Origin of the sequence: Myroides oncorhynchi (genome assembly GCF_020905415.1) — a bacterium.
Classification (GTDB): Bacteria; Bacteroidota; Bacteroidia; order Flavobacteriales; family Flavobacteriaceae; genus Flavobacterium; species Flavobacterium oncorhynchi_A.
The window spans coordinates 1,040,654-1,066,251 of sequence record NZ_JAJJMP010000001.1 but is presented as its reverse complement, the minus strand read 5'-3'; the positions used below and the strand labels follow the sequence as shown (position 1 = coordinate 1,066,251).

Genomic DNA, 25,598 nt, shown 5'->3' with positions numbered 1-25,598 from the left:
TAGTTTGAGAATTGTACTTTTGCTAGATTATTACGGTAAAGTAAAAATAAAAGTTATGAAACATTTCAACAAATTATTTGCAGCAGCAGTACTTTGTGCAGGGCTATCAGCTCACGCGCAAGATGCTGACCATCCTTGGGCAGTAACAGTTGGAGCTAACGCTGTTAATACAAAAGTTAGTACAACTAGTAACTTCTCTAACAGAATGGGAGGTTATTTTAACACAAGTGATTGGAATATCTTACCTTCAGTATCTTACTTAAATGTAGCGAGATACTTAGGTGATGGATTTTCTCTTGGTTTAGTAGGGTCAGTTAATAAAATTGACAAATTTATCAAATCAGAAGCTGAAGGGTATGAAAAATACAATCCAGGTGATTTGACTTACTACGGAATCGACGCAGAAGTTAAATATAGCTTTAAAGAATTATTAAAATCTAAAGTAGTTGATCCATTCATCTTAGTTGGTGGAGGTTATACTTTTATGGGTGATGCAAGTCAAGGTACTGTTAACGGTGGAGCAGGATTAAACTTCTGGTTTACTAAAAACGTAGCTTTAACTGTGCAATCTACTTATAAGCATTCATTCTCTGATTCTAGAACACCAGATTTAGGAGTTGCTTCACATATTCAACATTTCGCAGGTATTCGTTTCCAATTTGGTGGAAAAGATACTGATGGAGATGGAGTATTAGATAAGTATGACGAATGTCCAGAAGTACCTGGTTTAGCTGAATTTAATGGATGTCCTGATACAGATGGAGACGGTATTCCAGATGATAAAGATAACTGTCCAGATATACCTGGTTTACCAGAATTTAATGGATGTCCTGATACAGACGGAGACGGTATTCCAGATGATAAAGACGAGTGTATTGATGTACCTGGTTTAGCTGAGTTCAATGGTTGTCCTGATACTGACGGAGACGGAGTGCCAGATAACAAAGACGAATGTCCTGAAGTTCCTGGTCCTAAAGAAAATAAAGGTTGTCCATGGCCAGATAGAGATGGAGACGGAGTGCCTGATCATTTAGACAAATGTCCAGATGTACCTGGTCCAGCTACTAACAATGGATGTCCTGAAGTTAAAGAAATCAAAGCTGAACAAGTAAAACAGCTTAATGATTACGGAAAAACTTTATTATTCCACACTGGAAAATATACTTTCCAAGACGGTTCTTATGCTGTTTTAGATAACATGGTTAAAATTATGAAAGAATACCCAACTGCACAATTCCACATCGCTGGATATACTGACAGCACAGGTTCTAACAAAATTAACTTACCATTATCTGACAACAGAGCGAATGCTGTAAAAGTTTATTTAATTGAAAAAGGAATCGACTCTTCTAGATTAACTTCTAAAGGGTACGGATCAGCTGATCCAATCGCTTCTAACAAAACAGTTAAAGGACGTGAGTTAAACAGACGTGTTGAGATTCAATTAGCTAAATAATTGAGTTAAAACTTAATACTATAGAAAACGCTTCGAGTAATCGGAGCGTTTTTTTTGTACCTTTATTTATATGGAATCGAATACATTTTTAGATAGATTGAGTGCACAAATTAGTGCTGATTTTCCTGATACAATGGAGAATTTAGTTATTGTTCTACCTAATAAAAGGGCGAAAGTATTTTTATTAGAAAATCTGAAAAAATATTATAGAACAAGTGTTTTTGCTCCGGAGATAATTAATATTGAAGATTTCATTCAACAGGTTTCTAATATTAGAGGGATTGACTCTATTGAGCTACTGTTTAAATTCTATGTGGTCTATCAAGAAATTGAACAAAGTAGTGCACAAGACTTTGATCGTTTTTCTAGTTGGGCAAATATGTTACTTGGTGACTTTAATGAAGTCGATAGATATTTGTTGGATCCAAACTATGTTTTCTCGTATCTGAAGAATATTGAAGATCTAAAACACTGGTCTCTTGATCTAGAGAAAAGAACGGATATTATTACTAATTATCTTGCTTTTTGGGAGCAAATTCCTATTTATTACCATAAGTTTTATGAAGTACTCTTAAGTGAATCTATAGGATATCAAGGAATGATCTATAGAGAAGCAGTGAAGTTGCACAAAGAATATCTAAAAGAAAGTGATAAGATATATTATTTTGCTGGTTTTAATGCCTTGAATGCAGCGGAAGAAGTTATTATACAACATTTTCTACTAGAGAAAAGAGGAAAGGTATTCTGGGATATTGATAAGCACTTTATTGAAGATCCTTATCACGATGCAGGTTTGTTTTTGCGTAGAATAAAGAAGAATTGGAATCATTATCATTACAATTCATTTGATTGGATAGTTGATGAGTTTGGAAAGACTAAAAATATACAAGTAATCCAGACACCTAAGAGTGTAGGGCAAGCTAAGATAACTGGGCAAATAATAGAAGCTTTAGGTAATGAGACATTTCACTTTGATAAAGTTGCTGTTGTCTTAGGTGAAGAAAATTTGCTGTTACCAGTTTTACATAGTTTACCATCGTCTGTTCCTAGTTTAAACATAACTATGGGGTATAGCGGGAAGAGTAACCCTGTTCAGATTTTATTAAATAAGATCTTTAAGATGCACTTAGGTGCTATACGACGCTCTGGAAAACAATATACAGTATATTATAAAGAAGTTCTGGATGTTTTGACTAACCCTGTTTTATCTGATATTCTTCACTCGGAGTTAGTTATCAAGGAGATTAATGACCGCAATCTGAGTTTCTTTGGCTTGCATCGTTTCTCGGATTGGATAGAGAATTCTAATTATCCTGTTCGTGCTTTAGTATTTGATAGTTGGAAGGAACTTAATTCAGTGGATGTCTTGAAGAACCTTATTAAGGTGATCTTGCTAGTTAAAGAGAATCTAAATGATGAAGTACATAGTGAGCGTATTACTAAGACCTTTCTATATTCATCTTATCAAATGTTAAATAGACTTATATCTTATTGTCAGCGATATGATTTTATAAGTAGTTATGATACTTTATATTCCTTGTTTAAGCAAATAATGGATATGTCTGAAGTTTCTTTTGAAGGGGAGCCTTTGGAAGGGTTACAGATAATGGGAGTTTTAGAAAGTAGAGTTCTGGATTTTGACACTGTTATCGTAACTTCTGTAAATGAAGGAAAGTTTCCTGCAGGTAAGTCTGTCAACTCTTTTATTCCTTATGATGTTAAACGAGAGATTGGTTTGCCTACTTATAAAGAAAAGGATGCGATATATAGTTATCACTTCTATCATTTATTGTTAAGAGCTAAGAATATTTATTTGTTGTATAACTCCCAATCAGAAGGGATGGATGCAGGAGAAAGAAGTCGATTCCTTACTCAGTTAGATGTTGAGAAGTTAGATGCACATAATGTTGAGTATATTACATATTCTGCGGATTTACCTGAAAAAGCGAATGAACTTATACAAGTCTCAAAGTCCGATTTATTACAACAGGAGTTGAAGAATATTTCTATAAGTAAGGGGTTTTCTCCGTCTGCTTTGTCTAATTATTTAAGAAATCCCATACAGTTTTATCTACAACGAGTTTTGCGTATTAGAGAAGTGGAAGAAGTAGAAGAGAGCGTTGCTCTGAATACGCTTGGAACTATTATACATAATTCATTAGAAAACTTATATAAACCATTTAAAGGTGCAATACTTACTGTGGATATTATTAAAACTATACAATCTAAAGCTGATGTAGAAGTGCAGAAGCAATTTGAGGAGGTATATAATAGTGATAAGGAGAAAATTGGAAAGAATCTATTAGCTTTCGAAGTAGCAAAGCGAAATGTATATCATTTTCTTGAGGGTGAGTTAGAAAAGTTAAATGCAGGAGATCACATTCTTCTATTGGAGCTAGAGACTGAGCTTACGTATACTTTAGAAGATACTAGGTTGCCATATTCAGTTAATTTATTTGGTTTTGTAGACAGAATAGAAGAACGAAATGGAGTAATTAGAGTTATTGATTATAAGAGTGGAAAAGTAGAGGCTAATAACGTAAAACTAAGCACGTGGGAAGGCTTTACGCTAGATTTAAAGAACGATAAAATTATTCAGCTTTTGTGTTATGCTTTAATGTATACCAAAGATAATCCTGCTCAATCTGTTGAAGCTGGGATTTATTCTTTTAAGAATAGGAAAGAAGGTTTCTTGTTTTTTGGGGTTAAGGAAGGTAAGAATGAAGTTAACCATGAGATAACACAAGATACTTTATCCTTATTTAAGGAGGAATTAGTTACTTTACTTCTGGAAATATTAAATCCAGAAGTTGATTTTATAGAGAAAGAATTATAAATCAAGAGGAAAGTATTACTTTCCTCTTGATTATTTTAAACATATTTTTAAAGCTTCTAGTAATTCTTCTTTAGCCTCTATCTGTGGTAGATGTCCGCTATTAATCAGTATGAGTTCTGTTTCAGTGTTATCAATTTCTTTGTTGATATCATCAAGCGAAATTACTGGATCTAAGGTTCCTAATATCATTTTTATAGGATATGGAGCGAAGTGTAATAGGATTTCTCTATCGTTTCGGGATTTCATACCCTCTACAGCTGCAAGTATTCCTTGTTTTGAAGTTTTTAAAGCTGTCTCTAAGTGTTGTTCTACTTCTTTTGCATGAGTGATTTTGGCATCTTCAAGGAACGTATTATTTATAGCCATTGCTACAAATAAGTCACTATTTTTTTTAATAACATCTATAGCTCTATCTCTGTTTATCTTTCTCTCTACGCTGTCAGCTCTAGTGGAAGATGATATTAGAACTATTTTCTTGACATAATCTGGATATAATTCACCAAAGGCTAATGATACATACCCGCCCATTGAATGACCAATAAGAGTTACTTTCTTTAAGTTTAAAGAAGTGATTATAGCGAATACGGAATCAGCCATATCTTCCATACTGTGTACATATCCAATACAGCCAGAATCCCCATGCCCTAATAAGTCAATAGCTATTACTCTGTTTTTTTGAGAAAAATGATTGAGATAGTATTCCCACATTTTGCTGTCTTCTAAAAAGCCATGTAAGAATACTAATGTATTTCCTTTTCCTTTGTCGTAGTATGATAAATTGGTATTCCTATAAAGAATCTTTGTAACTCCCATCATTTGAATTTCCTACAAATTTAAAATATACGTTCAATGGTTGCAAGCTTTTAACATTCAAAAGTGGTATGGGCATGTGATTTCTATATTAATCTACTTAACTGTTTTTTGTAGTTGAAATATTTCTTTGTATGATTCTATTATTAACTATTTAAAGCGGGATATGAGTTTTAGGGCTAGTAGAGGAACATTAAAAGAAGAATAAAAGGTGTATTGTTGGGCAAATCGCATCTTTTCCCCGCTATAGTCCTATAAATGTCCTAGGATTAAAGGAAGTCTAAGATTTGAAGTGTTATTGTTTTGTTTTTATAATGGTTTGTTTTATAGTACATTGTGTGTTTAAAAAAAAAATAAAAAAATGCTTTTGACTTTAGGTAAAATAGTAAAATGAAGGATATTTGGAATAAAAGCACCTTGTTGGAATACCAAATAGAGTAATAAAAGTAAATTATAGTGATTTATGAAAAAAACCTTTGAAATTTATTTGGCCTAGTAAGTAGAAGAATACTGTATTAATCTTTTTTAATACTTAAGTGGATCATTTTTGTTAAGTGAGATAGGGATCTTGTTTTTGACTGTTTTCTTGGATTAAAAAATGGTAAATGTATTTGACTATTGGGTTAGATCTCTATTATTGGTGGTTTACTATATAGAATAGTTTATCTAAACTAAATCTAAATAAACTAAAAGTATATCTTTGTCATTCAAATTTATATACGATGAAAAATATTATAGCTGTATTTGTCCTTTTTTGTACAATGTCTTATAGTCAGTCCGGTGTTCCTTATCAAATCTATACAAGTAAAGGAAAGAAAGTAACTTATGAAAAAATGATAAAAGAACTGACTAAGAATGATGTGGTTCTCTTTGGTGAGTTTCACAATAATTCATTAGGACATTGGTTACAATTGCAAGTAACTCAATCGTTAGGAGAAAAAAGAGAGTTAATGCTTGGGGCTGAGATGTTTGAGGCAGATAATCAAAAGGGATTAAAAGATTATGTACAGGGTGTGATTGATGAGGAGGCGTTTGGTAAAGAAGTTAGACTTTGGAATAATTACAAAACGGATTACAAGCCTTTAGTAGAATACGCCAAAACGAATAAACGCGAATTTATAGCAACGAATGTTCCTAGACGTTATGCTAGTTTATTATTTAAAAAAGGAACCGAGGCACTTGATTCGCTAAGTGTAGAAGAAAAGGATTGGATCGCTCCACTGCCATTTCCTTATGATGGGAATTTACCTGGCTATAAAAAGATGTTAGACATGTTTGAAGATCACAAGGATGATAATTTGCCTAAAGCGCAAGCAATAAAAGATGCTACTATGGGACACTTTATAGTTAATAACTTTAAAGCTCCTCAACTATTCCTTCATTTTAATGGTTCATATCACAGTAATAATTTTGAAGGTATAGTTTGGTATGTTAATAAATATAATCCTACCCTTAAAATTAGCACTATTACAATGGTAGAAAGTGATAATACAGGTAATTTCGAAAATGATAATTTAGGTTTAGCTAACTTTATTATTGTTATAGATGCGAATATTTTAAAGTCTTTTTAACATAAACGTGTATAAAACACTTTAATGTCTTAATTATTTTTTTGATAGGGTTGTTTTGAGTCTTTTTGATTGTGTAATTCTTTGTTTGTACTGAGTATAAATAGAAGAGTTTGCTTTGTGAATAACGTTAAGATGGTGTATTTTTGAGAGATTTTTTCAAGAAAAACAATTAAAATTACATTATGGCAAAATCTGCACTTTTAAAGTCATCCTTAGCGAAAAAATATTGGATGGCTCTTACAGGGTTATTTTTATGCTTGTTTTTAGTAGGTCACTTGGCGGGAAACCTTCAATTGATTTTTGGTGACGCCTCTGCATTCAACGAGTATGCGTTATTTATGACTACTAATCCAGCAGTAAAAGTATTATCTTATGTTACGTATATCTCAATCCTTTTTCACGCGATTGATGGTATCGTATTAACAATCCAAAACAAGAAAGCACGTCCAATCGGATATGCAAAAAACAATGCGGCTGCTAATAGCTCGTTTTCATCTAGAAACATGGCTATCTTAGGTACATTGTTATTAGTATTCATCGTGACTCACATGGCTAACTTCTGGGCTAAGATGCATTTTGCTGAAATGCCATTACAAACGGTAGAAGTTAAAGTGGAAGGTCAAGAACCTGTGATGATTTATAAAACAGTACAACAACAAGCTATTCCAGTAACAGCTGTTGAAATGGGGCAGTTAGAAATAAAAGGGACACAGTTTTTCCAACCAGGTACTGATTTAAAAATTGCTGATGGATACAAAGACTTACACAAAATTACTGTTGAGTTCTTTAAAAATAAAAGCACTGGATTAATTGCAACGATAGCTTATGTATTAGCTATGGTAGTATTAGGGTTCCACTTATCTCATGGATTTGGTAGTGCATTCCAATCTTTAGGGGTTAATAATCCTAAGTATAAAGGATGTATCAAAGGGCTTAGCTTTTTAATCGCTTATGTTATACCAGCGTTATTTGCTATTATTCCTGTTTATATTCATTTTATTAAATAGTCCTAAAGAAATTTATCATGAAATTAGATTCTAAAATACCTAATGGACCACTTGATAAAAAATGGTCTGATTATAAAAATCATATTAAATTAGTTAACCCAGCTAATAAACGTAACATTGATGTTATCGTTGTTGGTACTGGATTAGCTGGTGGTTCTGCTGCTGCTACATTAGCTGAGTTAGGATATAACGTAAAAGCTTTTTGTTACCAAGATTCACCTCGTCGTGCGCACTCTATCGCTGCTCAAGGGGGGATTAACGCATCTAAGAACTACCAAGGTGATGGTGACTCTGTTTACAGATTATTCTATGATACTGTAAAAGGAGGGGATTACCGTGCACGTGAGGCTAACGTTTACCGTTTAGCTGAAGTATCAGAAAATATTATTGACCAATGTGTTGCTCAAGGTGTACCTTTTGCACGTGAGTATGGAGGTCTTTTAGATAACCGTTCTTTTGGAGGGGTACAAGTATCTCGTACTTTCTACGCTAAAGGACAAACTGGACAACAGTTATTATTAGGGGCATATTCTGCTATGAACCGTCAAATCGGTCGTGGTAAAATCCAAATGTATAACCGTCATGAGATGTTAGACATCGTTAAAGTGGATGGGAAAGCAAGAGGTATTATTGCTCGTAACTTAATCAATGGTGAGATAGAGCGTCATTCTGCTCACGCTGTAGTTATTTGTACAGGTGGATACGGTAACGTATTCTTCTTATCAACAAATGCAATGGGTTCTAACGTTACTGCTGCTTGGAAAGCACATAAACGTGGAGCATTCTTTGCTAACCCTTGTTATACACAAATTCACCCAACTTGTATTCCTGTTACTGGTGATCACCAATCAAAACTTACTTTGATGTCTGAATCATTGCGTAATGATGGACGTATTTGGGTTCCTGCAAAAATGGAGGATGCAATAGCAATTAGAGAAGGTAGATTAAAACCAACTCAAATCGCTGAAGAAAATAGAGATTACTACTTAGAAAGAAGATATCCATCATTCGGTAACTTAGTACCTCGTGACGTTGCGTCTCGTGCTGCTAAAGAAAGATGTGATGCTGGATACGGTGTTAATGCTACAGGTGAAGCTGTATACTTAGACTTTGCTTCTGCTATAGACCGTTACGGTAAAGAACAAGCTCGTATTCACCATTTAGATGAGAACGATGCTAAGCTAGTTTATAAATTAGGTAGAGATGTTGTAGAGAATAAGTATGGTAATTTATTCCAAATGTATGAGAAAATCGTTGATGAGGATCCATATACAACTCCTATGATGATTTACCCAGCTGTTCACTATACTATGGGTGGATTATGGGTGGATTATAACTTAATGTCTACTATCGAAGGATGTTATATCTTAGGTGAAGCTAACTTCTCTGATCACGGTGCTAACCGTCTAGGAGCTTCTGCATTAATGCAAGGTTTAGCTGATGGATATTTCGTATTACCTTATACTATTGGTAACTACTTAGCGGATGATATCCGTACAGGTACTATCCCAACTGATTTACCTGAGTTCGAAGCTGCTGAGAAAAATGTTCGTGATATTATCGGACACTTACTTAACAATAACGGAACTCACTCTGTTGACTTCTTCCACAAGAAGCTTGGTAAAATCATGTGGGATAAAGTAGGTATGGCTCGTAACGCTAAAGGATTAACTGAAGCGATGGCTGAAATCGCTCAGTTAAGAGAAGAGTTCTATAAAGATGTGAAAGTATCTGGTACTAACGAAAGCTTTAACCAAGAGTTAGAGAAAGCGTTAAGAGTAGCTGATTACTTGGAACTAGGTGAATTATTCGCTAAAGATGCTTTACACCGTGAAGAATCTTGTGGAGGACACTTCCGTGAAGAACACCAAACTGAGGATGGAGAAGCAAGACGTGATGATGAAAACTTCGCTTACGTGGCTGCTTGGGAATACAAAGGTAACCCTAGCGATGCAGTGCTTCACAAAGAAGACTTAGTTTATGAAAACATTAAATTGGTAACTCGTAGTTATAAATAATATTGAGGCTTAGGTCTTCGGACCTAACCTTTTTGTAAAAATTCGATACAAATGAATCTTACACTTAAAATATGGCGTCAATCAAACGCTAAAGAACAAGGGAAAATGGTTGATTATAAAATCGGCAATGTTTCTCCTGATATGTCTTTCTTAGAAATGCTTGATGTATTAAACAACGAGCTAATCGAGAAAGGTGATGATCCTGTAGCTTTCGATCATGACTGTCGTGAGGGTATCTGTGGTATGTGTTCTTTATTCATTAATGGAGAAGCTCACGGACCAGATAGAGGTATTACTACTTGTCAGTTGCACATGAGAAAGTTTAAAGATGGTGATACTATCTATATTGAGCCTTTTAGAGCTAAAGCTTTCCCTGTAATTAAAGACTTAGTAGTTGACCGTACTGCTTTTGATAAAATTCAACATGCAGGTGGTTTCATCTCTGTAAATACTTCAGGTAATACACAGGATGCTAATGCTATTCCAATTCCTAAACATGATGCTGACCGTGCTTTTGACGCAGCTACTTGTATTGGATGTGGTGCTTGTGTAGCTACATGTAAAAACTCGTCTGCTATGTTATTCGTATCAGCTAAGGTTTCTCAATTTGCTTTGTTACCACAAGGTAAAGTTGAGGCTGCTGACCGTGTATTAAATATGGTTAATGAAATGGATGCTTTAGGTTTTGGTAACTGTACTAATACAGGAGCATGTGAGGTAGAATGTCCTAAGGGAATTTCTTTAGAGAACATCGCTCGTATGAATAGAGAATATTTAAAAGCAAGTTTTAAATAATAGTTTTTCTTGAAATAAATGAAAAAGCAGATATAGAAATATATCTGCTTTTTTTATGTTTTTATTTGAATAAGGAGAGCGTTTGATTCTTTAATTTTACATCCTTGTTTTCAGTTATATAATTAATACTCTCATGAATAAGAAAACTATAAAATATAAAGTATATGACTTGTTAAATAATGATTCCATTACTTTAGGAAGTAAGATTGTACAAGGAGTCATTATCATTTTAATTTTATTTAATGCTGTTTCTTTAATATTTGAATCTATCCCTGAGATTAAGGAAGAGTATGCAAGATTCTTTATCAATTTTAATCTGTTTTCTGTCGTTTTCTTTTCTATAGAATATCTATTGCGCATGTGGTCTATTACATGTGATGAGCGTTTTAATAAACCTTTGATGGGAAGGATAAAGTATGCTTTTACCTCGATGCAACTTATTGATTTATGTGCAATATTGCCGTTTTATTTGGTATTCGTACATGTGGATTTACGTATTTTGAGATTGATGCGAGTATTTAGGTTATTGAGAGTGTTTAAGATTACTAGATATGTTTCTGCATTAGCTCTTGTCGTTAATGTATTTAAACGCAAGGCAAGCGAATTAGCTATAGCAGCTTTCATGTTAGTATTCCTTTTGCTAATAGCTTCTACTGCTATTTATTATGCAGAGAATTCATATCAACCAGAAGCTTTTTCTAGTATACCTGATTCTATGTGGTGGTCTGTTATCACTATCTGTACTGTAGGGTATGGAGATATATACCCTATTACGGTACTTGGTAAAGTTATAGGAGGTATTTTGGCTGTAATAGGAATTGGTTTCTTTGCCTTGCCTACGGGTATTATATCTTCAGGATTTACAGAAGTATTGGACGAACGTAAGGAAAAGAGAGCCCTTTCTACTCAAGAAGTAAAAGAAAAAGATTCTTTAGAGAAATGTCCATGTTGTGGAAAACCGATAGACTAGATATAATACAGGTAATAATGCTTACTTTTGAAGTATAATCTAGTATTCTTATGAAAGTAGCAATGTTACAGTCTCCGATGGCATGGGAGAATATTGAACAAAATAAAGTATATTTCTTAAAACAATTAGGTAGTATAGACGATGGAACGGATTTAGTAATCCTGCCAGAGATGTTTGTCTCAGGCTTTACTATGAGTCCTGATCGAGTTTATATAACGATGGAAGATAGATTTATAGCAGAGTTACAGAAAGTCTGTGAAAAGCAAGCATTTGCTTTAATAGGGAGTATTGTGATTAAAGAGGGGGGAGCTTATTATAACCGTTTGTTTTTTATTTCTGATAAAGGAGATATTAGTACCTACGATAAAAGGCATTTGTTTTCATTAGCAGGAGAAGAAAAGGTATATAAAGCTGGAGATAAGCGACTGATAGTTAATTATAGAGGATGGAATATTTGTCCATTAGTATGTTATGATTTAAGATTCCCAGTTTTTAGTCGCAATTATGCTGAGGCTTATGACTTATTGATATATGTTGCTAGTTGGCCGGATCAGCGTATTTATGCTTGGGATTCTTTATTGAAAGCACGCGCTATTGAGAATATGAGTTATCTCGTGGCAGTCAACAGATGCGGTACTGATGAAAATGAAAATGTATATTCAGGGCATTCACAAGCGATTGATATGCTTGGTAAATACCTTGTTGATCCAATGGAAGGAGAACAAATAGCTTATGTATCACTGGATAAACAAAAGCAAGATAAGATTAGAAAGAGTTTTGGGGTGCTTAGGGATGCCGATGCTTTTATACTAAAAATAGAATAAATAAGAAAAGCCTCAAATGTAAGTTTGAGGCTTTTATCTATAGATTTATTTGTTCTTTAATATCCCAATTAGCACGGACATCTATTTTTTCTGGAAAGTAGATTGTTTCTTCTGGCTGTTTTTTATCCCAATAGTAACCAGTATCCCATTTACCATTTTTATTGTCATCATAGATCACACGTATGTAATATTGTCTAGGAGGTAAAACAGTAAATTCGAAGATATTCGATTTATCACTGTATTGACTTACTACGACCTTTTCTTTCTCGTCTAGTAATTCTATTATAACAGGAAATCGTTTTATCCCATTTAGAGTGATTGTTAGATTACCATAGTCTGTATAGGCAGAAGTTTTATTTTTTAGAATGATTGTGTCATTTGCTTTTCCAAAAAAGTCTTGTATAGCACCAGGCCATAGTGTCACTTTGTATTCATTAAGTTCTTCTTTCTTGAATTTTAAATAAAGCTTTTGATCTTCCATCTTATTATCTAATTCAAAAGGGACTGCTACTGAATCTTTGTTGAATATCGTGATAAGGTTTTTGTTGATTTCTTTTACAGGTGTAGTCGTTTCTATTAATAGATCAGAAATGAAATCTAATGTTCCAGATTTACCATTAACTGATAAAGAATCTATTTCTTTCATTTTTGGACGTGGCTTTACAGTAAAGGTTTTTGTAAAATCTCCTTTTGTTGCTGTAAAGTGTAATGAATCTGCTTCTATCTTAGGGAACCAAACTTGTAAACTATCCTTTTCAGGAAGATATGTATAAGTACTAGGAAGTAATATCCCATCTTTTTTTACTTCTATTTTGGCTCCTTTAGGATTACCTGTATAAGGTAAGTACCATTTGTTTTGTGTAATCTGAGCAGGTCTTGACGCTATAAAGTTTTCATCCGATTTAAATAATGTCAGATCAAATGTTTGGTCAGTAGGAAGTTCAATAGGCTCTTTAATAAAGGCTATTTTGTCTTCTACTGCATTAAACATAAAGTTGTTATTTTTATCTTTTAATGCTACTAGATAATATTTACCCGCTTTTACATTCTCAATTGAGAACGTCGTCAGACTATCTAATGTATTTGTAACATAGAGAGGCTTCTGTTTATAGATAGTAGAATCATTAAAGTTCTCTGCTTGATACAGCATTACATTAACGAAATTATCAGCTTTAAGTTGATTAGCAGATTTAATAGTTCCACCTACTTTTAATGAATCAATATAATCTCCAGTAGAGAAGATGTATTTAAATTGCTTAAGAACATTTCCTTCATTATTATCTGTGATGGCATCACCAAAGTTAAAACTGTATGTGGTATTAGGTTTAAGAGAGTCAATAAGATTAATCGTAACTGTCTTTCTAGCATTCCCCATAGGCAATACTTCAGGCATTTTCTCCATAGGAGGAGAGATTATTAAGTTCTGATTTACGTTTTTAATCTTAACATATTCGTCAAAATTTATAGTAATTTGCTTTTTATCAAAGTGTGTAGATAAGTTCTTAGGGGAGCTACCTAATACCACTGGAGGTATAGTGTCCTTATCTCCACCAGAGATAAAGCCTCTTTTTGCACAGTTTGAAAATGTTATAAAACAAAATATCGTAAAGCAAACAATGAAGTAAATACGAAACTTAGACATAATTTTAATTTAAAGGACAAATTAACAACTATATTTTTTAGTTAGAAAATATCAATTATTAAAACTTCTTAAATGCTTCGAGCTAAACATAAAATAGTGATTTTTGTATTTGGTATTTGGAGTAGCTTTTTACAACATGCTTCTAAAGTATTTCCTGTGGTTAAGATGTCATCAAGTAGTAGAAAATGGTTTGTATCATATTCAAGTTGGGAAATATTGATATCAAATATCTCTTTCTTATGGTATTTTCGTTGAAATCTTGATTTCGTTGTTTGAGAAGAAGTTTGAAGTGTTTTTATCAATAGTTTCTTATTAATACCTATGTTAAAACGCTCGCTTATTGCCTTTGCAAAGCCATCTACTTGGTTGTAACCTCTAGAACGTAATTTGCTTCTATGCAATGGTACAGGAATGATAGTTGTAACATCCTTAAGACGGTCTGTCTGAGCTAACTGCGCAGCATATATTTGTCCTAAGAAATAACTTATTTTAGGATGATTTTTATATTTCATATTATGAATAAGCTGTTGTACAATACCTCCTTTAGAATAAAACATTAAACAAGCAACATGCTCTACAAGGATTTTTCCATAGAACTTATTCATTGAAGCATTTTCTGGTATGTTGTGCTCTTGTGTAAAAGGGAGAGAATCTCTACAAAGTAAACATATTGTATTCTCATTTCGAAGTAATAAAGTATTACACCCAAGACAACTATTTGGAAATAGCAGGTTTAAAATATCTTTTATCATCTGGCTTTGATTTTTTGAATGAATAAAGGGATATTGTAAAAGTTAAGATGTAAAATTAGTTATTAGGAAAGTGTTCTACTGATTAATAACAAATATCTTTGTATGGAAATGAATGTATTGAAATGAAAATAGAAGAAGTACAACAAATGATTATGCAATTAATGGTATTGGTTGCACAAAACAAAAAAAGCGAAGCCTTAAATGCAATTGATAAGATTGAAGAAAGCATTAATGAAGGACTTGATTTTGCTCAGACGGATAAGGAAGTTGTTCACTGGAGTAAATTTGCAAAAATTGTAGAAGAATTAAAGCAAAAAATAAAATAATGAATCCAAAACAATTTTGTTACTGCTGTAGTAAGAAAGAGTTTAAAGATTGTTGTGAACCATTTATTAAACTTCAGGTAAAACCTGATACGGCTGAAGAATTAATGCGTTCGCGCTATACAGCTTATGCATTGTGTAATGCGACTTACATTGTAGATACTACACATCCTAGAAATAGACATTTACATAGTAAAAAAGCTATTTCTAATTGGGCTAAAGAGAATACCTGGATACAACTTGAAGTGGTTAAGACTGAGGATTATCAGGTGATATTTAAAGCGTACTATAATGATGTGAATGGGAATAGTTGTGTTCATTATGAAGATTCTTTGTTCGAAAAATTAGGAGAGAATTGGTATTATGTATCAGGTGTGTTTCTTGAATAATCCTTGATTTTAGAAGTGTTAAGTTAAAATTACTTTGTAAATTAGTAAAAATATAAAAACTGTATTATTATGAAAACAACCAGAGTCGAAAGTGATTTATTAGGTGAATTACAAATACCACAACAAGCTTATTATGGTGTTCAAACACAAAGAGCTATTAATAACTTCAATATATCGACAAGTAAGTTGTCTGATTATCCAGAGTTTGTAAAAGGATTAGCTATTGTAAAATGGGCAGCAGCAAAGACTAATTTTGAATTAAACGTTTTAGACGAAAAAATATATAAGGTAATTGCTGATGTATGTCAGGAGATTATAGATGGTAAATTACATGCTGAGTTTCCTGTAGATATGATACAGGGAGGTGCAGGTACTTCTGTGAATATGAACGCAAATGAGGTTATCGCTAATAGAGCCTTAGAGATTCTAGGATTCGAGAAAGGTGATTATGCACATTGCTCTCCTAATGATCACGTTAATTTGTCTCAATCTACTAATGACGCATACCCAACATCATTTAAGGTAGCAGTATTTGAGATGAATAAGAAGGTAGTAGAAAAGTTAGAGTTGTTAGTAAAAGGCTTTGAAGCAAAAGCTAAGGAGTTCGAAGACATTATTAAAATGGGACGTACACAACTTCAAGATGCTGTACCTATGACTTTAGGTCAAGAGTTTGGAGCATTTGCTTTTACTTTAAAAAGAGAAATAGCTACATTAAATCAAGCTAGCCAAGCATTCTTAGAGATTAATATGGGGGCTACAGCTATAGGTACTGGTTTAAATGCTGTACCTGGATATGCTGATTTATGCGCTAAGAATTTGGGGTTATTAATGAAACAACCTGTTACGTCTGCAGAAAATCTTGTAGAAGCAACATCAGATACTAGTGGATTTGTGGCATACTCAGGAGTGCTAAAGAAAGTTGCTATTAAACTGTCTAAGATATGTAATGACTTAAGATTACTATCTTCAGGACCGCGTACAGGACTTAATGAAATACAACTACCTCCTATGCAACCAGGTTCTTCTATTATGCCAGGAAAAGTAAATCCTGTTATTCCTGAAGTAGTTAATCAGGTGTGTTTTAAAGTGATTGGTAATGATATGACTATTACAATGGCATCTGAAGCGGCTCAGTTGCAATTAAATGTAATGGAACCTGTACTAGCTCACACACTAATGGAGTCTATGATTTGGATGGAGAATGCTATGCAGACATTAGTAGAGAAGTGTGTAGTTGGTATTAAAGCTAATGTAGAGCACAATAAAGACTTAGTACTTGGAAGTATTGGTATCGTTACAGCCTTAAACCCATATATAGGGTATAAAGCAAGTACTAAAATTGCTAAAGAAGCATTAGAATCTGGAAGAGGTGTTTATGAGTTGGTTTTAGAACACAATCTGTTGACTAAAGATAAGTTAGACGAGATTTTAGATCCTAAACATATGCTTGCTCCGCATTCAATTTAAAAATTAAAGTGTATTATAAAATAGAAAGTCTCCATTATGGAGACTTTTTTATTATTTTTAAATGTAACTTTTTTAATAGTTGTTGTCTTAATATAGAGTGGTAAGTTTATTATAGTGAACCAAAGAAATTTATTATGAAAGCATTAGTCATTGGAGGTACTGGAGCAACTGGAAAAGTACTTGTACGTCAATTACTTTGTGACGATGATTTTCACGAAGTAGTTATTTTTATTCGAAAAGGATGGGAGATAAATCACCCTAAGTTAATTTCGCACATTGTTGATTTTGATAAGATTGATCAATGGAAACATTTGATTGTAGGTGATGTAGCATTTAGTTGTCTTGGTACAACAATAAAACAAGCTGGTAGCAAAAAGAATCAATGGCATATTGACTATGACTATGTAATGCAGTTTGCTCAGTATGCTAAAGCTAATAGAGTAGATAATTTTGTCTTACTATCAGCTAAAGGAGCTTCGGATAGAAGTACTTTTTTCTATAGTAAACTAAAAGGGACTTTGGAGCGATCGATACTTAATCTTCATTTCGAAAACACTATTATCCTTAGACCGGGGTTATTGATTAGACCTGGAACCGATCGTTTTGGCGAACGTATTGCGGCTAAATTATTGCGATTTTTTAATGCTATACACTTGTTTAAAGGCTATAAACCAATTGATGTGTTTAAAGTGGCAAATCGTATGCGTAGTGAATCTAAAAATAACTGTTGTCGTCGTTTGATAGTAGAAAGTAACGAAATATAGAAAGCTTATCTCATTGAGATAAGCTTCTATATTATCATATTATTTAAAACGGGTAGCTAGTTTTAATAGTGCATCTGGATTACTAACACCATCTTTTACATCCATTATTTTAATATTATCACTATCTCCTGTACTTGTACTTAAAGGTAATTGAAGAGGTATCTTAGGAGTTTCTCCAAAAAGAGTTTGGTATAATACGATAGAGTTAACGAATACGGCATCATTAAGCATATGGCGTGAGGAATCTGTGTGACGTAGTACATCTTTGCCATCTTTGACCGCAACATAATCTTCTTTCCCTTCATATGCAGCACCTAATACAGAAGAAAAGTCTAAGTATCCCGTGTTAGGCAATGCTTTTGCTACTGTTACACCATTCTCTACTAATAGTGGTTGATAATCTTTATAGTCGGCTCCATTGTACTCGAATGGCACTGTTAATCCATAGATATAAGTTGCTACGCCAGGACTGTTTTTGATCACCTGATCATATACGTTCTTTGTATTTGTTTTATATTTTTCTAACTCTTGGATTGCTACAGGGGTTGCTTCTTGTAAGATTATATAGTCAAAGTAGTTACCATCTTTATCAGTACGTCCAAATAATTTGTCTGCCTCTTTTTTATTAGCTGAGATTATTTTATCAATGCTTACTCCCATTTCTAAAAGGGATTTGACTTCTACCTCTTTATTATTTTCTTTTGCTAGAGCTTCTAACATTTTAGGAAAACTTGCGAAGTACTCCGTATGGCTATTTCCTACAAATAATACTCTTACGGGACCTTCTGATTTAGGTGGTTTAGGTTTGGTAACCAACTCTTTAGAAGTAGTTCCTTCAGCTGCTCCATCTGTACCTTCGACCTTGTTTTTTTCTCCACACGAGGTAAGTATTAAAGCTCCGATAAAGGCACTTAATAAAATCTTCTTCATAGTATTTTTATTTGTAATAATGTTAATACTATCAAATTTAAACATTATAACCTTTATCGTTCGGATAATCTGATTTTATTTTAGTAGTTTTTTGTTCCTATTCAGAGTGCTGTTTTTGATGTTATATCCATTTGGTATATGATAAAATAGGCCTCACATTATCTGTGAAGCCTATTTGGGAAATCAAGAGTCTATTTATACTTCTTGGGTAAATAATAGACAGACTCTTAGTAATTATGAAAGGATTATTTAGCCTTGTTAAACTCTAGGTTTACATTAATCTTAACGTCTTTAGCGATAGCTTGTCCTGATGGATCGTATGCTACTCCAAAGTCAAAACGGTTGATAGTAGTACTTGCTTGGAATCCAAGTTTAGTATTACCTTGGCCATCATCTTTTAATAAACCACCGTAAGTAAGATCAAAAGTTACTTTCTTAGTGATATCTCTTATTGTTAAGTTACCTTCTAATTTATATTGGTCTTTACCTGTTTTTTTAATTGAAGTACTTTCAAAAGTCATTGCAGGGAATTTCTCTGTATTAAAGAAATCATTTGTTTTTAAGTGGTTATCACGCATCTCGATAGATGAGTTCACACTGTTCATATCTACTGAGAATTTAAATGTTCCTTTCGTTAAGTCTTCAGGTGTTCCTTCGAATGTTCCCTCGTATTTATCAAAACGACCATCTACAAAAGAAATTCCTAAGTGCTTCACAGAGAAGTTTAAAAATGAGTGGTAGTTATCTACATTCCATTTTGTTTGGGCGAATGATGCAACAGAGAATAATGTTGCTACGAATAATAATGCTATTTTTTTCATGATAATAATTTTAATTGTTTTGTTATTTATTACAAATTTAGTTCCACATTTAGCTTTAAGCACTTAACCTACATTAAGAAGTATTTTTATCTTGTGTAATTGTGGTTTTTCATTAATCATAATCCTCTGTTTAATAGTAGGATAACTGTTTTTTTATAATTGAAAATCTTTATCTGTGTATAGTTTCGTATTTTGAATTTCTTTTATGTTTTTAGCTCCTCCTAAGAACATATTGATGGTCAATTCCTTATTTAACTGATCGATCACAGACGTCACCCCTTGACTACCTCCTAGGTGTAGTGCATATAGTAAAGGACGACCTATCGCTACGATATCAGCTCCACTAGCTAATGCTTTAAAGATATGAGATCCTCGTCTAACACCACTGTCAAAGATAATAGGCACGCGTTTGTTGACTGTTTTTGCTACCAATGGAAGTACATCAAATGAAGATGGACCTGCATCTAGTTGTCTACCGCCATGATTAGATACCCATATTGCATCTGCTCCTGCTTGAATTGCTATCTCAGCATCTTCAGGTGACTGTATTCCCTTAATGATAACAGGTAATCCTGTCATATCTTTTACATACTTGATATCAGATGGTTTAAAGTCTTGCTTAGCTTGTGCATATATTTCTGTTATACCAGCTCCTTTTCCAGTTTTATTTCCATCTGTTTGTTGGGCTGCAAATAACTCTAAGTTACCCATCACTAGTGGAAATGTGAATCCTGTTTTGATGTCTTCTTCTCTATATCCTCCTACAGGTGAATCTACTGTTAAGATGATAGCTTTAGCTCCGTGTTTTTTTGCTCTTTCAAGTGTAAACTTATTAAAATCATCATTTTTACTCATGTATAACTGAAAGAAGAAAGGTGCTCCGTCGATTCCCTCAGCTACTTCTTCTATCGTCTTGTTGCCATAAGTACTCAGTGAGAATAGAGATCCCGCTGCTATCATTCCTTTAGCTGTAGCTACTTCACCATCTACATGAGATAGCCCTTGAGCAGCCATAGGAGCTTGTATAATAGGTGTCTTTAATGGAATTCCAAATAAACTTGTTGATAGGTCTATGTCCTCATGTTTAATTCCTTTTAGCACGCGTGGCATGATGTACTTCTTATCGAAGTTCTCAGTATTAATCTTTAGATTATTTTGGTCTTCAGAACCTCCTACGATATATCCGAATGCCCCTTTATCCATCTCAACCTTCACCTGACCTTCTAATTCGTGTAAGTTGACAATCTTTAATTTTTTATTAGCTGTACTAGCTCGATAACCTTGCTCTTTTTTTTCTTTGTCTTGTAGGATTGTTTCTGTTTCTGTTGTGTGAGCAAATGCACTAGTTATAAGTGTTATTGCAATCAATGTTACTATTGTCTTTTTCATATTCTTGATATTTGTAATTTTTGATAGGACAAAGTTAAGGTGAGGTATTATTCTAATTGATTAACCTACATTAAGAACGGTTTTTTCTTGTAAATAAACTATAAATTACCTGATTACTAGATTACTAAAGGTAGTGATAATTTTGTAAACCTAATAAATAAGATGAGTTGACAGTTGCGTTTTTTACGAACTAATTTTGGGTGGTCGGCTTATGGTCGGCTGTTGATAGGCATGTGGTCGGCTGAAAAGTGCTATTAATAAGCCTATCACTAGCCTACCATATAGGGATCATTATCCTAGCAGTTGGAAGGAGGTATAATTTAGAAGAGGGGTGTTTATAGAAATGGATAATATAAAGCACAAAAAAAAGCTGCTCCCCTTGGAACAGCTTTTGTATCTTAAAGTAATCTATTGATTACAACATTTTCTTTAACCAGTTTCTCATAGATACTTCATTTTCTATGATACTCTTAAGGTCAGTAATTGCTACACGGTCTTGTTTCATAGTGTCGCGATGACGAATAGTCACAGTCTTATCTTCTAATGACTGGTGATCTACAGTGATACAGAATGGTGTACCTAATGCATCAGCACGACGGTAACGACGACCTACTGCGTCTTTCTCATCATATGCTACATTAAAGTCCCATTTAAGTTCTTCGATTATCTCTTGAGCTAGCTCAGGAAGACCATCTTTCTTTACTAAAGGAAGTACAGCAGCCTTAGTAGGAGCTAGTACTGATGGTAATCTTAATACTGTACGTGTAGTACCGTCTTCTAAAGTCTCTTCTACTAAAGATTTAGAGAATATAGACAAGAACATACGGTCAAGTCCTACTGAAGTTTCTACTACGTAAGGTACATAAGAAGTATTTGTCTCGTTATCAAAGAACTGAAGCTTTTTACCAGAGAACTTCTCGTGTGCTTTAAGGTCAAAGTCTGTACGTGAGTGGATACCTTCTAATTCTTTAAATCCAAATGGGAAGTTAAACTCGATATCAGTAGCAGCATTAGCATAGTGTGCTAACTTCTCGTGGTCGTGGAAGCGGTAGTTCTCAGCTCCCATTCCTAATGATAAGTGCCACTTATGACGAGTAGATTTCCAGTACTCATAGTACTTCATCTCTTCACCTGGTTTCACAAAGAATTGCATCTCCATCTGTTCGAACTCACGCATACGGAAGATAAACTGACGAGCAACAATCTCGTTACGGAATGCTTTACCAGTCTGAGCGATACCGAATGGAATCTTCATACGACCTGTCTTCTGTACGTTAAGGAAGTTTACGAAGATACCTTGTGCTGTCTCAGGACGTAAGTATAAGTCCATAGCTGAGTCAGCAGAAGCTCCTAGTTTGGTACCAAACATCAGGTTAAACTGACGTACTTCAGTCCAGTTTTTAGATCCTGTATCAGGGTCAGCAATCTCTAGCTCTTCGATAAGTGCCTTCACATCTGCTAAATCTCCTGTATCAAGACCTTTAGCCATGCGCTCTAAGATCTCTTTTTTCTTCGCAAGATATTCTACTACACGTGGGTTAGTAGCTACAAATTGTTCTTCGTCAAAAGATTCTCCAAAGCGTTTCTTTGCTTTTTCGATTTCTTTTTGAGCCTTTTGGTATAATTTTTCACAGTAATCTTCGATTAGAACGTCCGCTCTATATCTCTTCTTACTGTCTTTATTATCAATTAATGGGTCATTAAACGCGTCTACGTGACCAGAGGCTTTCCAAGTAGTAGGATGCATAAAAATTGAGGCATCAATTCCTACAATATTTTCGTGCATTTGTACCATAGATTTCCACCAGTACTCGCGAATGTTTCTCTTTAACTCCACACCGTTTTGAGCGTAGTCATATACTGCGCTTAAACCATCGTATATTTCGCTAGATGGAAAAATATAACCATACTCTTTAGCGTGCGAAATAACGTTCTTAAAAATATCCTCTTGTTTTGCCATAGTGCAAAAGTAATAAAAGACTTTAAGATTAGAAACTCTGCCATTGGCATTTTAGTGTTAATATCCTAAAGTTTATTGGTTTACTATATTAATTAATCGTTTTTAGTTGAATGTAGTTGATTGTATTCTGATAATATACGCTCAGTATTCTCGATATGCCCTGTCATATCCCATTCGTCGTGTCCAGGTATAATGACTTTAGCATTCTTAAACTTTCTCTTTACTGCTTCGATAGTCTTAGGCCAAGCTTTTACATTGGCGTCAGCTATATTACCGATAGTAGTAGCTTCTGCACTCTTAATCAGACACCCTCCGAACAGTACTTCTTCTTTAGGGAACCAGACTACTGTGTTATCCAGTGAATGTCCTTCTCCTAAGAAGTATACAGTCAACTTCTCATTGCCAAAGGTAAACTGTTTTTCCTTATTAAAAGAATGTTGAGCTTGAGGTTCATTGCGTTCTTTTAATATTTTGTTTGTTAATGAGTAGGTATACGTCTGTGCACCTGTGCTATTAAAGTAACCTAATCCCCCTGAACGATCTTCGTGAAAGTGTGTAGTCACTACCCATTTAATCTCTTGGTTATGATTAGTTCTGATGTACTCGATTAGAGGTTCGTACTGATCTTTATCCCAAGGTGTATCTATCAGAATAACTCCTTCGTCTGTCAGAATGTACATCGAATTACACGAATAGGTTACTCCTTTAAAATCCTGATAAGTAGTGTATACATACATATTATCATTGAGTTGTTTTATTTTTAGCTTGTCAGATTGAGCGTGTACTAACGTAGTACAGATTAACATCGCTATGGCACTAATTATTTTGTACATGGTTTATTTATTTCTTAATGAGATTATACCCATCCGTTCTTTTTAAATTTTTTGATTACAGCTAAGAAATGGTTCATCTCTTCTGGAGTACCTAGTGTTACTCTACTCCAGTCCATAAAGGGAGGAAAAGGGCGCCCTATAATGATGCCTTCACTTTTCATTCCATCCATATACGTTTTTTGATCACATTTGATTTGGTGAAATAAGAAATTTCCTTGACTAGGTAAATACTTAATTTCTAAGGCATCAAATACTTGAGTGGTCATTGCTAAAGAATTAGAATTCATACCTCTGCTTTGTTGGATAAAGGATTTATCTTTTATTGATTCTGTACCTGCAACAGCTGTAGGTGTACTAATATTGAGTATTGCCATAAAAGGTAAAAGCTCTTTTGCAAACTTTTCTGTAGAAAGACCATATCCTAAACGCATCCCTGCCATAGCAAATATCTTAGAGAATGTGCGTAGTACGATAACATTATCTCTGCCTTCTCGTATAAATGATGTGCCACTAATAAAATTGGGGTCAGTGATGTACTCAGCATACGCCTCATCTACCATAAAGAAATTCTTTTGGGGATCTGCCCCTTTTACCCAATCAGCTATAGTGGTCGATGAGGTAAGTGTACCTGTAGGATTATTAGGATTACATAAGTAACATATAGATACTCCATCAAAGCGATCTGCTATCTCTTTCATTTTTGTGATATCCATACAATATACGTCATCTAAAGGAACTTTAATGACAGATATATTCATTCCTTCTGCATGACTAGCCGCTAAGAAGAATGATGGATCAGGAGTTATTAATTGGATGTTTTGTTTCTTTTGAGTAGCTTGATACCCTAGGGTATTAATTGTGGCTCTAATCACATCAGAAGATCCTATGCCAAGTGTAATTTGTTTAGGAGTCATTTTAAATTCACTTGCTACCGTATTTTGTAGCTCTTCAATATAGCTATCAGGATATCGATTAACATTAGATAATGAGTCAATAATAGCATTCTTTGCTTTAGGAGATAGTCCTAAGCTATTTTCATTATAATGTAATAATAGAGGATTATCAGTAGAACCTGATAATTCTAAGTCTGTTATTGAATCTAATGCTGTTGTTGCTGCAAATCCTTGTGTTAGGATACTTCCTGCGAACAACGTACCTGAAATTTTTAATAGATCACGTCTGTTCATAGTGAATAAATTACTGTGTGTTTGAATAAAAAATAGCCCCAATAGTTATACTGGGACTTTCTAAGTGCTTAAAATTAGTTTATATCTATCAAATAGTAGATATAATCCTATGAGATTTTACTTAAGTGCAATATTTTTTTATTGTTTTTGTGGAATTTGGGTATTTGAATAATAAAAAACGAGTTGTGGTTGTTATGTGAAAAATAGTGTGTTTTCCAATGTTTACAAGACTTTTGGATTACTTGTGATAAGAACAATCTATTGTATCAAAAATAATTATCATAAATTAGTGAAGCAAACGTTTTATGTAAGGTTAATTTGTGTTAATTTTACAATGTATTTAGTTATGAGCATTTCAGATTACGATTAATCAATGCAAAGAAATAATAGCGTAACTAAATCATGTCTAATTTATAAAAAAAACAATTATGAAAAAAATCACTTTTATGGTGTTAGGAATGGCTGCTATGTTAGCTGTTGCTTGTGGTGAGAAAAAAGAAACTGCAAAAGAAGGAGAAGCTCCTGTAACTGAACAACCAGCTGAAACTCCTGCAGAGACTCCAGCTCCAGCTGCAACAGGTGATGCTGCTGTATTGGATAACTACATCGCTTCTATGGAGAAGTTCGTTGATGCTGCTACTAAAAAAGACCAAGCTGAAATGCAAAAAATCGGAATGGAGATAGCTAACATGGCTCAAGATTTTGCTAAAATTGACCAAACTAAATTAACTCCAGAGCAAACTCAAAAACTTACTGATTTAAGTAAAAAATATCAAGATGCTTTAATGGGTAAATAATCCATTAGTTAAATAAAAAAGAATGCCTTCTAAATCAGAAGGCATTTTTTTATA

Annotated in this window: 22 protein-coding genes; 13 read left to right on the top strand and 9 right to left on the bottom strand. The window is 33.7% G+C overall.

Annotated features, from left to right (window positions below; translation table 11 throughout):
* Positions 1-55 precede the first annotated feature (55 nt).
* Both LNQ81_RS04680 and LNQ81_RS04675 read left to right on the top strand, forming a co-directional pair.
* Positions 56-1,456 carry an OmpA family protein gene (locus LNQ81_RS04680; RefSeq protein ID WP_229945013.1) on the top strand — a complete coding sequence of 467 codons (1,401 nt, stop codon included), beginning with the start codon at positions 56-58 and terminating at the stop codon, positions 1,454-1,456.
* Between the two features lie 70 nt (positions 1,457-1,526).
* Entirely contained in the window at positions 1,527-4,292 is a 2,766-nt protein-coding gene (locus tag LNQ81_RS04675) for a PD-(D/E)XK nuclease family protein (RefSeq protein WP_229945012.1), read from the top strand.
* Positions 4,293-4,322: 30 nt separating this feature from the next.
* Here the strand turns inward: LNQ81_RS04675 and LNQ81_RS04670 are convergent, their stop codons facing one another.
* A complete protein-coding gene (locus tag LNQ81_RS04670) occupies positions 4,323-5,105 on the bottom strand; it encodes an alpha/beta fold hydrolase (protein ID WP_229949236.1) in 783 nt (260 codons plus the stop codon).
* 719 nt (positions 5,106-5,824) lie between these two features.
* On the opposite strand from LNQ81_RS04670, the gene LNQ81_RS04665 reads away from it, so the two are divergent.
* From LNQ81_RS04665 to LNQ81_RS04640, 6 genes are all read left to right on the top strand, one after another.
* Positions 5,825-6,673, top strand: coding sequence for a ChaN family lipoprotein (locus LNQ81_RS04665; protein WP_229945011.1), 849 nt, complete (start codon positions 5,825-5,827; stop codon positions 6,671-6,673).
* 182 nt (positions 6,674-6,855) lie between these two features.
* Positions 6,856-7,680 carry a succinate dehydrogenase cytochrome b subunit gene (locus LNQ81_RS04660; RefSeq protein WP_229945010.1) on the top strand — a complete coding sequence of 275 codons (825 nt, stop codon included), beginning with the start codon at positions 6,856-6,858 and terminating at the stop codon, positions 7,678-7,680.
* Between the two features lie 17 nt (positions 7,681-7,697).
* Positions 7,698-9,698 (top strand): fumarate reductase/succinate dehydrogenase flavoprotein subunit, encoded by a 2,001-nt coding sequence (locus LNQ81_RS04655; protein ID WP_229945009.1) that lies wholly within the window; start codon positions 7,698-7,700, stop codon positions 9,696-9,698.
* A gap of 51 nt (positions 9,699-9,749) precedes the next feature.
* A complete protein-coding gene (locus LNQ81_RS04650) occupies positions 9,750-10,493 on the top strand; it encodes a succinate dehydrogenase/fumarate reductase iron-sulfur subunit (RefSeq protein ID WP_229945008.1) in 744 nt (247 codons plus the stop codon).
* Between the two features lie 133 nt (positions 10,494-10,626).
* The gene (locus tag LNQ81_RS04645) at positions 10,627-11,463 is read left to right on the top strand and encodes an ion transporter (protein WP_229945007.1); all 837 of its coding nucleotides are present in this window, start codon (positions 10,627-10,629) and stop codon (positions 11,461-11,463) included.
* Positions 11,464-11,513: 50 nt separating this feature from the next.
* Entirely contained in the window at positions 11,514-12,287 is a 774-nt protein-coding gene (locus LNQ81_RS04640) for a nitrilase-related carbon-nitrogen hydrolase (RefSeq protein ID WP_229945006.1), read from the top strand.
* A 37-nt stretch (positions 12,288-12,324) separates the two neighbouring features.
* Here the strand turns inward: LNQ81_RS04640 and LNQ81_RS04635 are convergent, their stop codons facing one another.
* Both LNQ81_RS04635 and LNQ81_RS04630 read right to left on the bottom strand, forming a co-directional pair.
* Entirely contained in the window at positions 12,325-13,929 is a 1,605-nt protein-coding gene (locus tag LNQ81_RS04635; protein ID WP_229945005.1) for an Ig-like domain-containing domain, read from the bottom strand.
* 68 nt (positions 13,930-13,997) lie between these two features.
* Positions 13,998-14,681: a ComF family protein gene (locus LNQ81_RS04630; protein WP_229945004.1), complete on the bottom strand. Its 684-nt coding sequence runs from the start codon at positions 14,679-14,681 to the stop codon at positions 13,998-14,000.
* A 122-nt stretch (positions 14,682-14,803) separates the two neighbouring features.
* Between LNQ81_RS04630 and LNQ81_RS04625 the strand changes: the two genes are divergently transcribed.
* From LNQ81_RS04625 to LNQ81_RS04610, 4 genes are all read left to right on the top strand, one after another.
* Positions 14,804-15,007, top strand: coding sequence for a hypothetical protein (locus tag LNQ81_RS04625; protein WP_229945003.1), 204 nt, complete (start codon positions 14,804-14,806; stop codon positions 15,005-15,007).
* Positions 15,007-15,393, top strand: coding sequence for a YchJ family protein (locus LNQ81_RS04620; protein ID WP_229945002.1), 387 nt, complete (start codon positions 15,007-15,009; stop codon positions 15,391-15,393). The genes LNQ81_RS04625 and LNQ81_RS04620 overlap by 1 nt, the downstream gene beginning before the upstream one ends.
* Before the next feature lie 69 nt (positions 15,394-15,462).
* Complete coding sequence (gene aspA / locus LNQ81_RS04615; protein ID WP_229945001.1) at positions 15,463-16,863, top strand: aspartate ammonia-lyase; 1,401 nt, start codon at positions 15,463-15,465, stop codon at positions 16,861-16,863.
* 134 nt (positions 16,864-16,997) lie between these two features.
* Positions 16,998-17,627: an NAD(P)H-binding protein gene (locus LNQ81_RS04610; protein ID WP_229945000.1), complete on the top strand. Its 630-nt coding sequence runs from the start codon at positions 16,998-17,000 to the stop codon at positions 17,625-17,627.
* A 39-nt stretch (positions 17,628-17,666) separates the two neighbouring features.
* Here the strand turns inward: LNQ81_RS04610 and LNQ81_RS04605 are convergent, their stop codons facing one another.
* The 6 genes from LNQ81_RS04605 to LNQ81_RS04580 form a co-directional block, all read right to left on the bottom strand.
* Entirely contained in the window at positions 17,667-18,557 is an 891-nt protein-coding gene (locus LNQ81_RS04605) for a hypothetical protein (protein WP_229944999.1), read from the bottom strand.
* Positions 18,558-18,802: 245 nt separating this feature from the next.
* The gene (locus LNQ81_RS04600; RefSeq protein WP_229944998.1) at positions 18,803-19,378 is read right to left on the bottom strand and encodes a YceI family protein; all 576 of its coding nucleotides are present in this window, start codon (positions 19,376-19,378) and stop codon (positions 18,803-18,805) included.
* 153 nt (positions 19,379-19,531) lie between these two features.
* The gene (locus LNQ81_RS04595) at positions 19,532-20,767 is read right to left on the bottom strand and encodes a lactate oxidase (RefSeq protein ID WP_229944997.1); all 1,236 of its coding nucleotides are present in this window, start codon (positions 20,765-20,767) and stop codon (positions 19,532-19,534) included.
* A 415-nt stretch (positions 20,768-21,182) separates the two neighbouring features.
* Complete coding sequence (locus LNQ81_RS04590) at positions 21,183-22,727, bottom strand: glycine--tRNA ligase (RefSeq protein WP_229944996.1); 1,545 nt, start codon at positions 22,725-22,727, stop codon at positions 21,183-21,185.
* Positions 22,728-22,819: 92 nt separating this feature from the next.
* Positions 22,820-23,560 (bottom strand): MUS family subclass B1 metallo-beta-lactamase, encoded by a 741-nt coding sequence (blaMUS, locus tag LNQ81_RS04585; protein WP_229944995.1) that lies wholly within the window; start codon positions 23,558-23,560, stop codon positions 22,820-22,822.
* 23 nt (positions 23,561-23,583) lie between these two features.
* Entirely contained in the window at positions 23,584-24,747 is a 1,164-nt protein-coding gene (locus LNQ81_RS04580; RefSeq protein ID WP_229944994.1) for a pyridoxal phosphate-dependent aminotransferase, read from the bottom strand.
* Positions 24,748-25,175: 428 nt separating this feature from the next.
* On the opposite strand from LNQ81_RS04580, the gene LNQ81_RS04575 reads away from it, so the two are divergent.
* Complete coding sequence (locus LNQ81_RS04575; RefSeq protein ID WP_229944993.1) at positions 25,176-25,544, top strand: hypothetical protein; 369 nt, start codon at positions 25,176-25,178, stop codon at positions 25,542-25,544.
* Positions 25,545-25,598 lie beyond the last annotated feature (54 nt).

Bases quoted from the DNA above. Each gene is read 5' to 3' on its own strand.
- LNQ81_RS04680 (WP_229945013.1), top strand. From the start codon at position 56: ATGAAACATTTCAACAAATTATTTGCAGCAGCAGTACTTTGTGCAGGG.
- LNQ81_RS04675 (WP_229945012.1), top strand. From the start codon at position 1,527: ATGGAATCGAATACATTTTTAGATAGATTGAGTGCACAAATTAGTGCT.
- LNQ81_RS04670 (WP_229949236.1), bottom strand. From the start codon at position 5,105: ATGGGAGTTACAAAGATTCTTTATAGGAATACCAATTTATCATACTAC.
- LNQ81_RS04665 (WP_229945011.1), top strand. From the start codon at position 5,825: ATGAAAAATATTATAGCTGTATTTGTCCTTTTTTGTACAATGTCTTAT.
- LNQ81_RS04660 (WP_229945010.1), top strand. From the start codon at position 6,856: ATGGCAAAATCTGCACTTTTAAAGTCATCCTTAGCGAAAAAATATTGG.
- LNQ81_RS04655 (WP_229945009.1), top strand. From the start codon at position 7,698: ATGAAATTAGATTCTAAAATACCTAATGGACCACTTGATAAAAAATGG.
- LNQ81_RS04650 (WP_229945008.1), top strand. From the start codon at position 9,750: ATGAATCTTACACTTAAAATATGGCGTCAATCAAACGCTAAAGAACAA.
- LNQ81_RS04645 (WP_229945007.1), top strand. From the start codon at position 10,627: ATGAATAAGAAAACTATAAAATATAAAGTATATGACTTGTTAAATAAT.
- LNQ81_RS04640 (WP_229945006.1), top strand. From the start codon at position 11,514: ATGAAAGTAGCAATGTTACAGTCTCCGATGGCATGGGAGAATATTGAA.
- LNQ81_RS04635 (WP_229945005.1), bottom strand. From the start codon at position 13,929: ATGTCTAAGTTTCGTATTTACTTCATTGTTTGCTTTACGATATTTTGT.
- LNQ81_RS04630 (WP_229945004.1), bottom strand. From the start codon at position 14,681: ATGATAAAAGATATTTTAAACCTGCTATTTCCAAATAGTTGTCTTGGG.
- LNQ81_RS04625 (WP_229945003.1), top strand. From the start codon at position 14,804: ATGAAAATAGAAGAAGTACAACAAATGATTATGCAATTAATGGTATTG.
- LNQ81_RS04620 (WP_229945002.1), top strand. From the start codon at position 15,007: ATGAATCCAAAACAATTTTGTTACTGCTGTAGTAAGAAAGAGTTTAAA.
- aspA (WP_229945001.1), top strand. From the start codon at position 15,463: ATGAAAACAACCAGAGTCGAAAGTGATTTATTAGGTGAATTACAAATA.
- LNQ81_RS04610 (WP_229945000.1), top strand. From the start codon at position 16,998: ATGAAAGCATTAGTCATTGGAGGTACTGGAGCAACTGGAAAAGTACTT.
- LNQ81_RS04605 (WP_229944999.1), bottom strand. From the start codon at position 18,557: ATGAAGAAGATTTTATTAAGTGCCTTTATCGGAGCTTTAATACTTACC.
- LNQ81_RS04600 (WP_229944998.1), bottom strand. From the start codon at position 19,378: ATGAAAAAAATAGCATTATTATTCGTAGCAACATTATTCTCTGTTGCA.
- LNQ81_RS04595 (WP_229944997.1), bottom strand. From the start codon at position 20,767: ATGAAAAAGACAATAGTAACATTGATTGCAATAACACTTATAACTAGT.
- LNQ81_RS04590 (WP_229944996.1), bottom strand. From the start codon at position 22,727: ATGGCAAAACAAGAGGATATTTTTAAGAACGTTATTTCGCACGCTAAA.
- blaMUS (WP_229944995.1), bottom strand. From the start codon at position 23,560: ATGTACAAAATAATTAGTGCCATAGCGATGTTAATCTGTACTACGTTA.
- LNQ81_RS04580 (WP_229944994.1), bottom strand. From the start codon at position 24,747: ATGAACAGACGTGATCTATTAAAAATTTCAGGTACGTTGTTCGCAGGA.
- LNQ81_RS04575 (WP_229944993.1), top strand. From the start codon at position 25,176: ATGAAAAAAATCACTTTTATGGTGTTAGGAATGGCTGCTATGTTAGCT.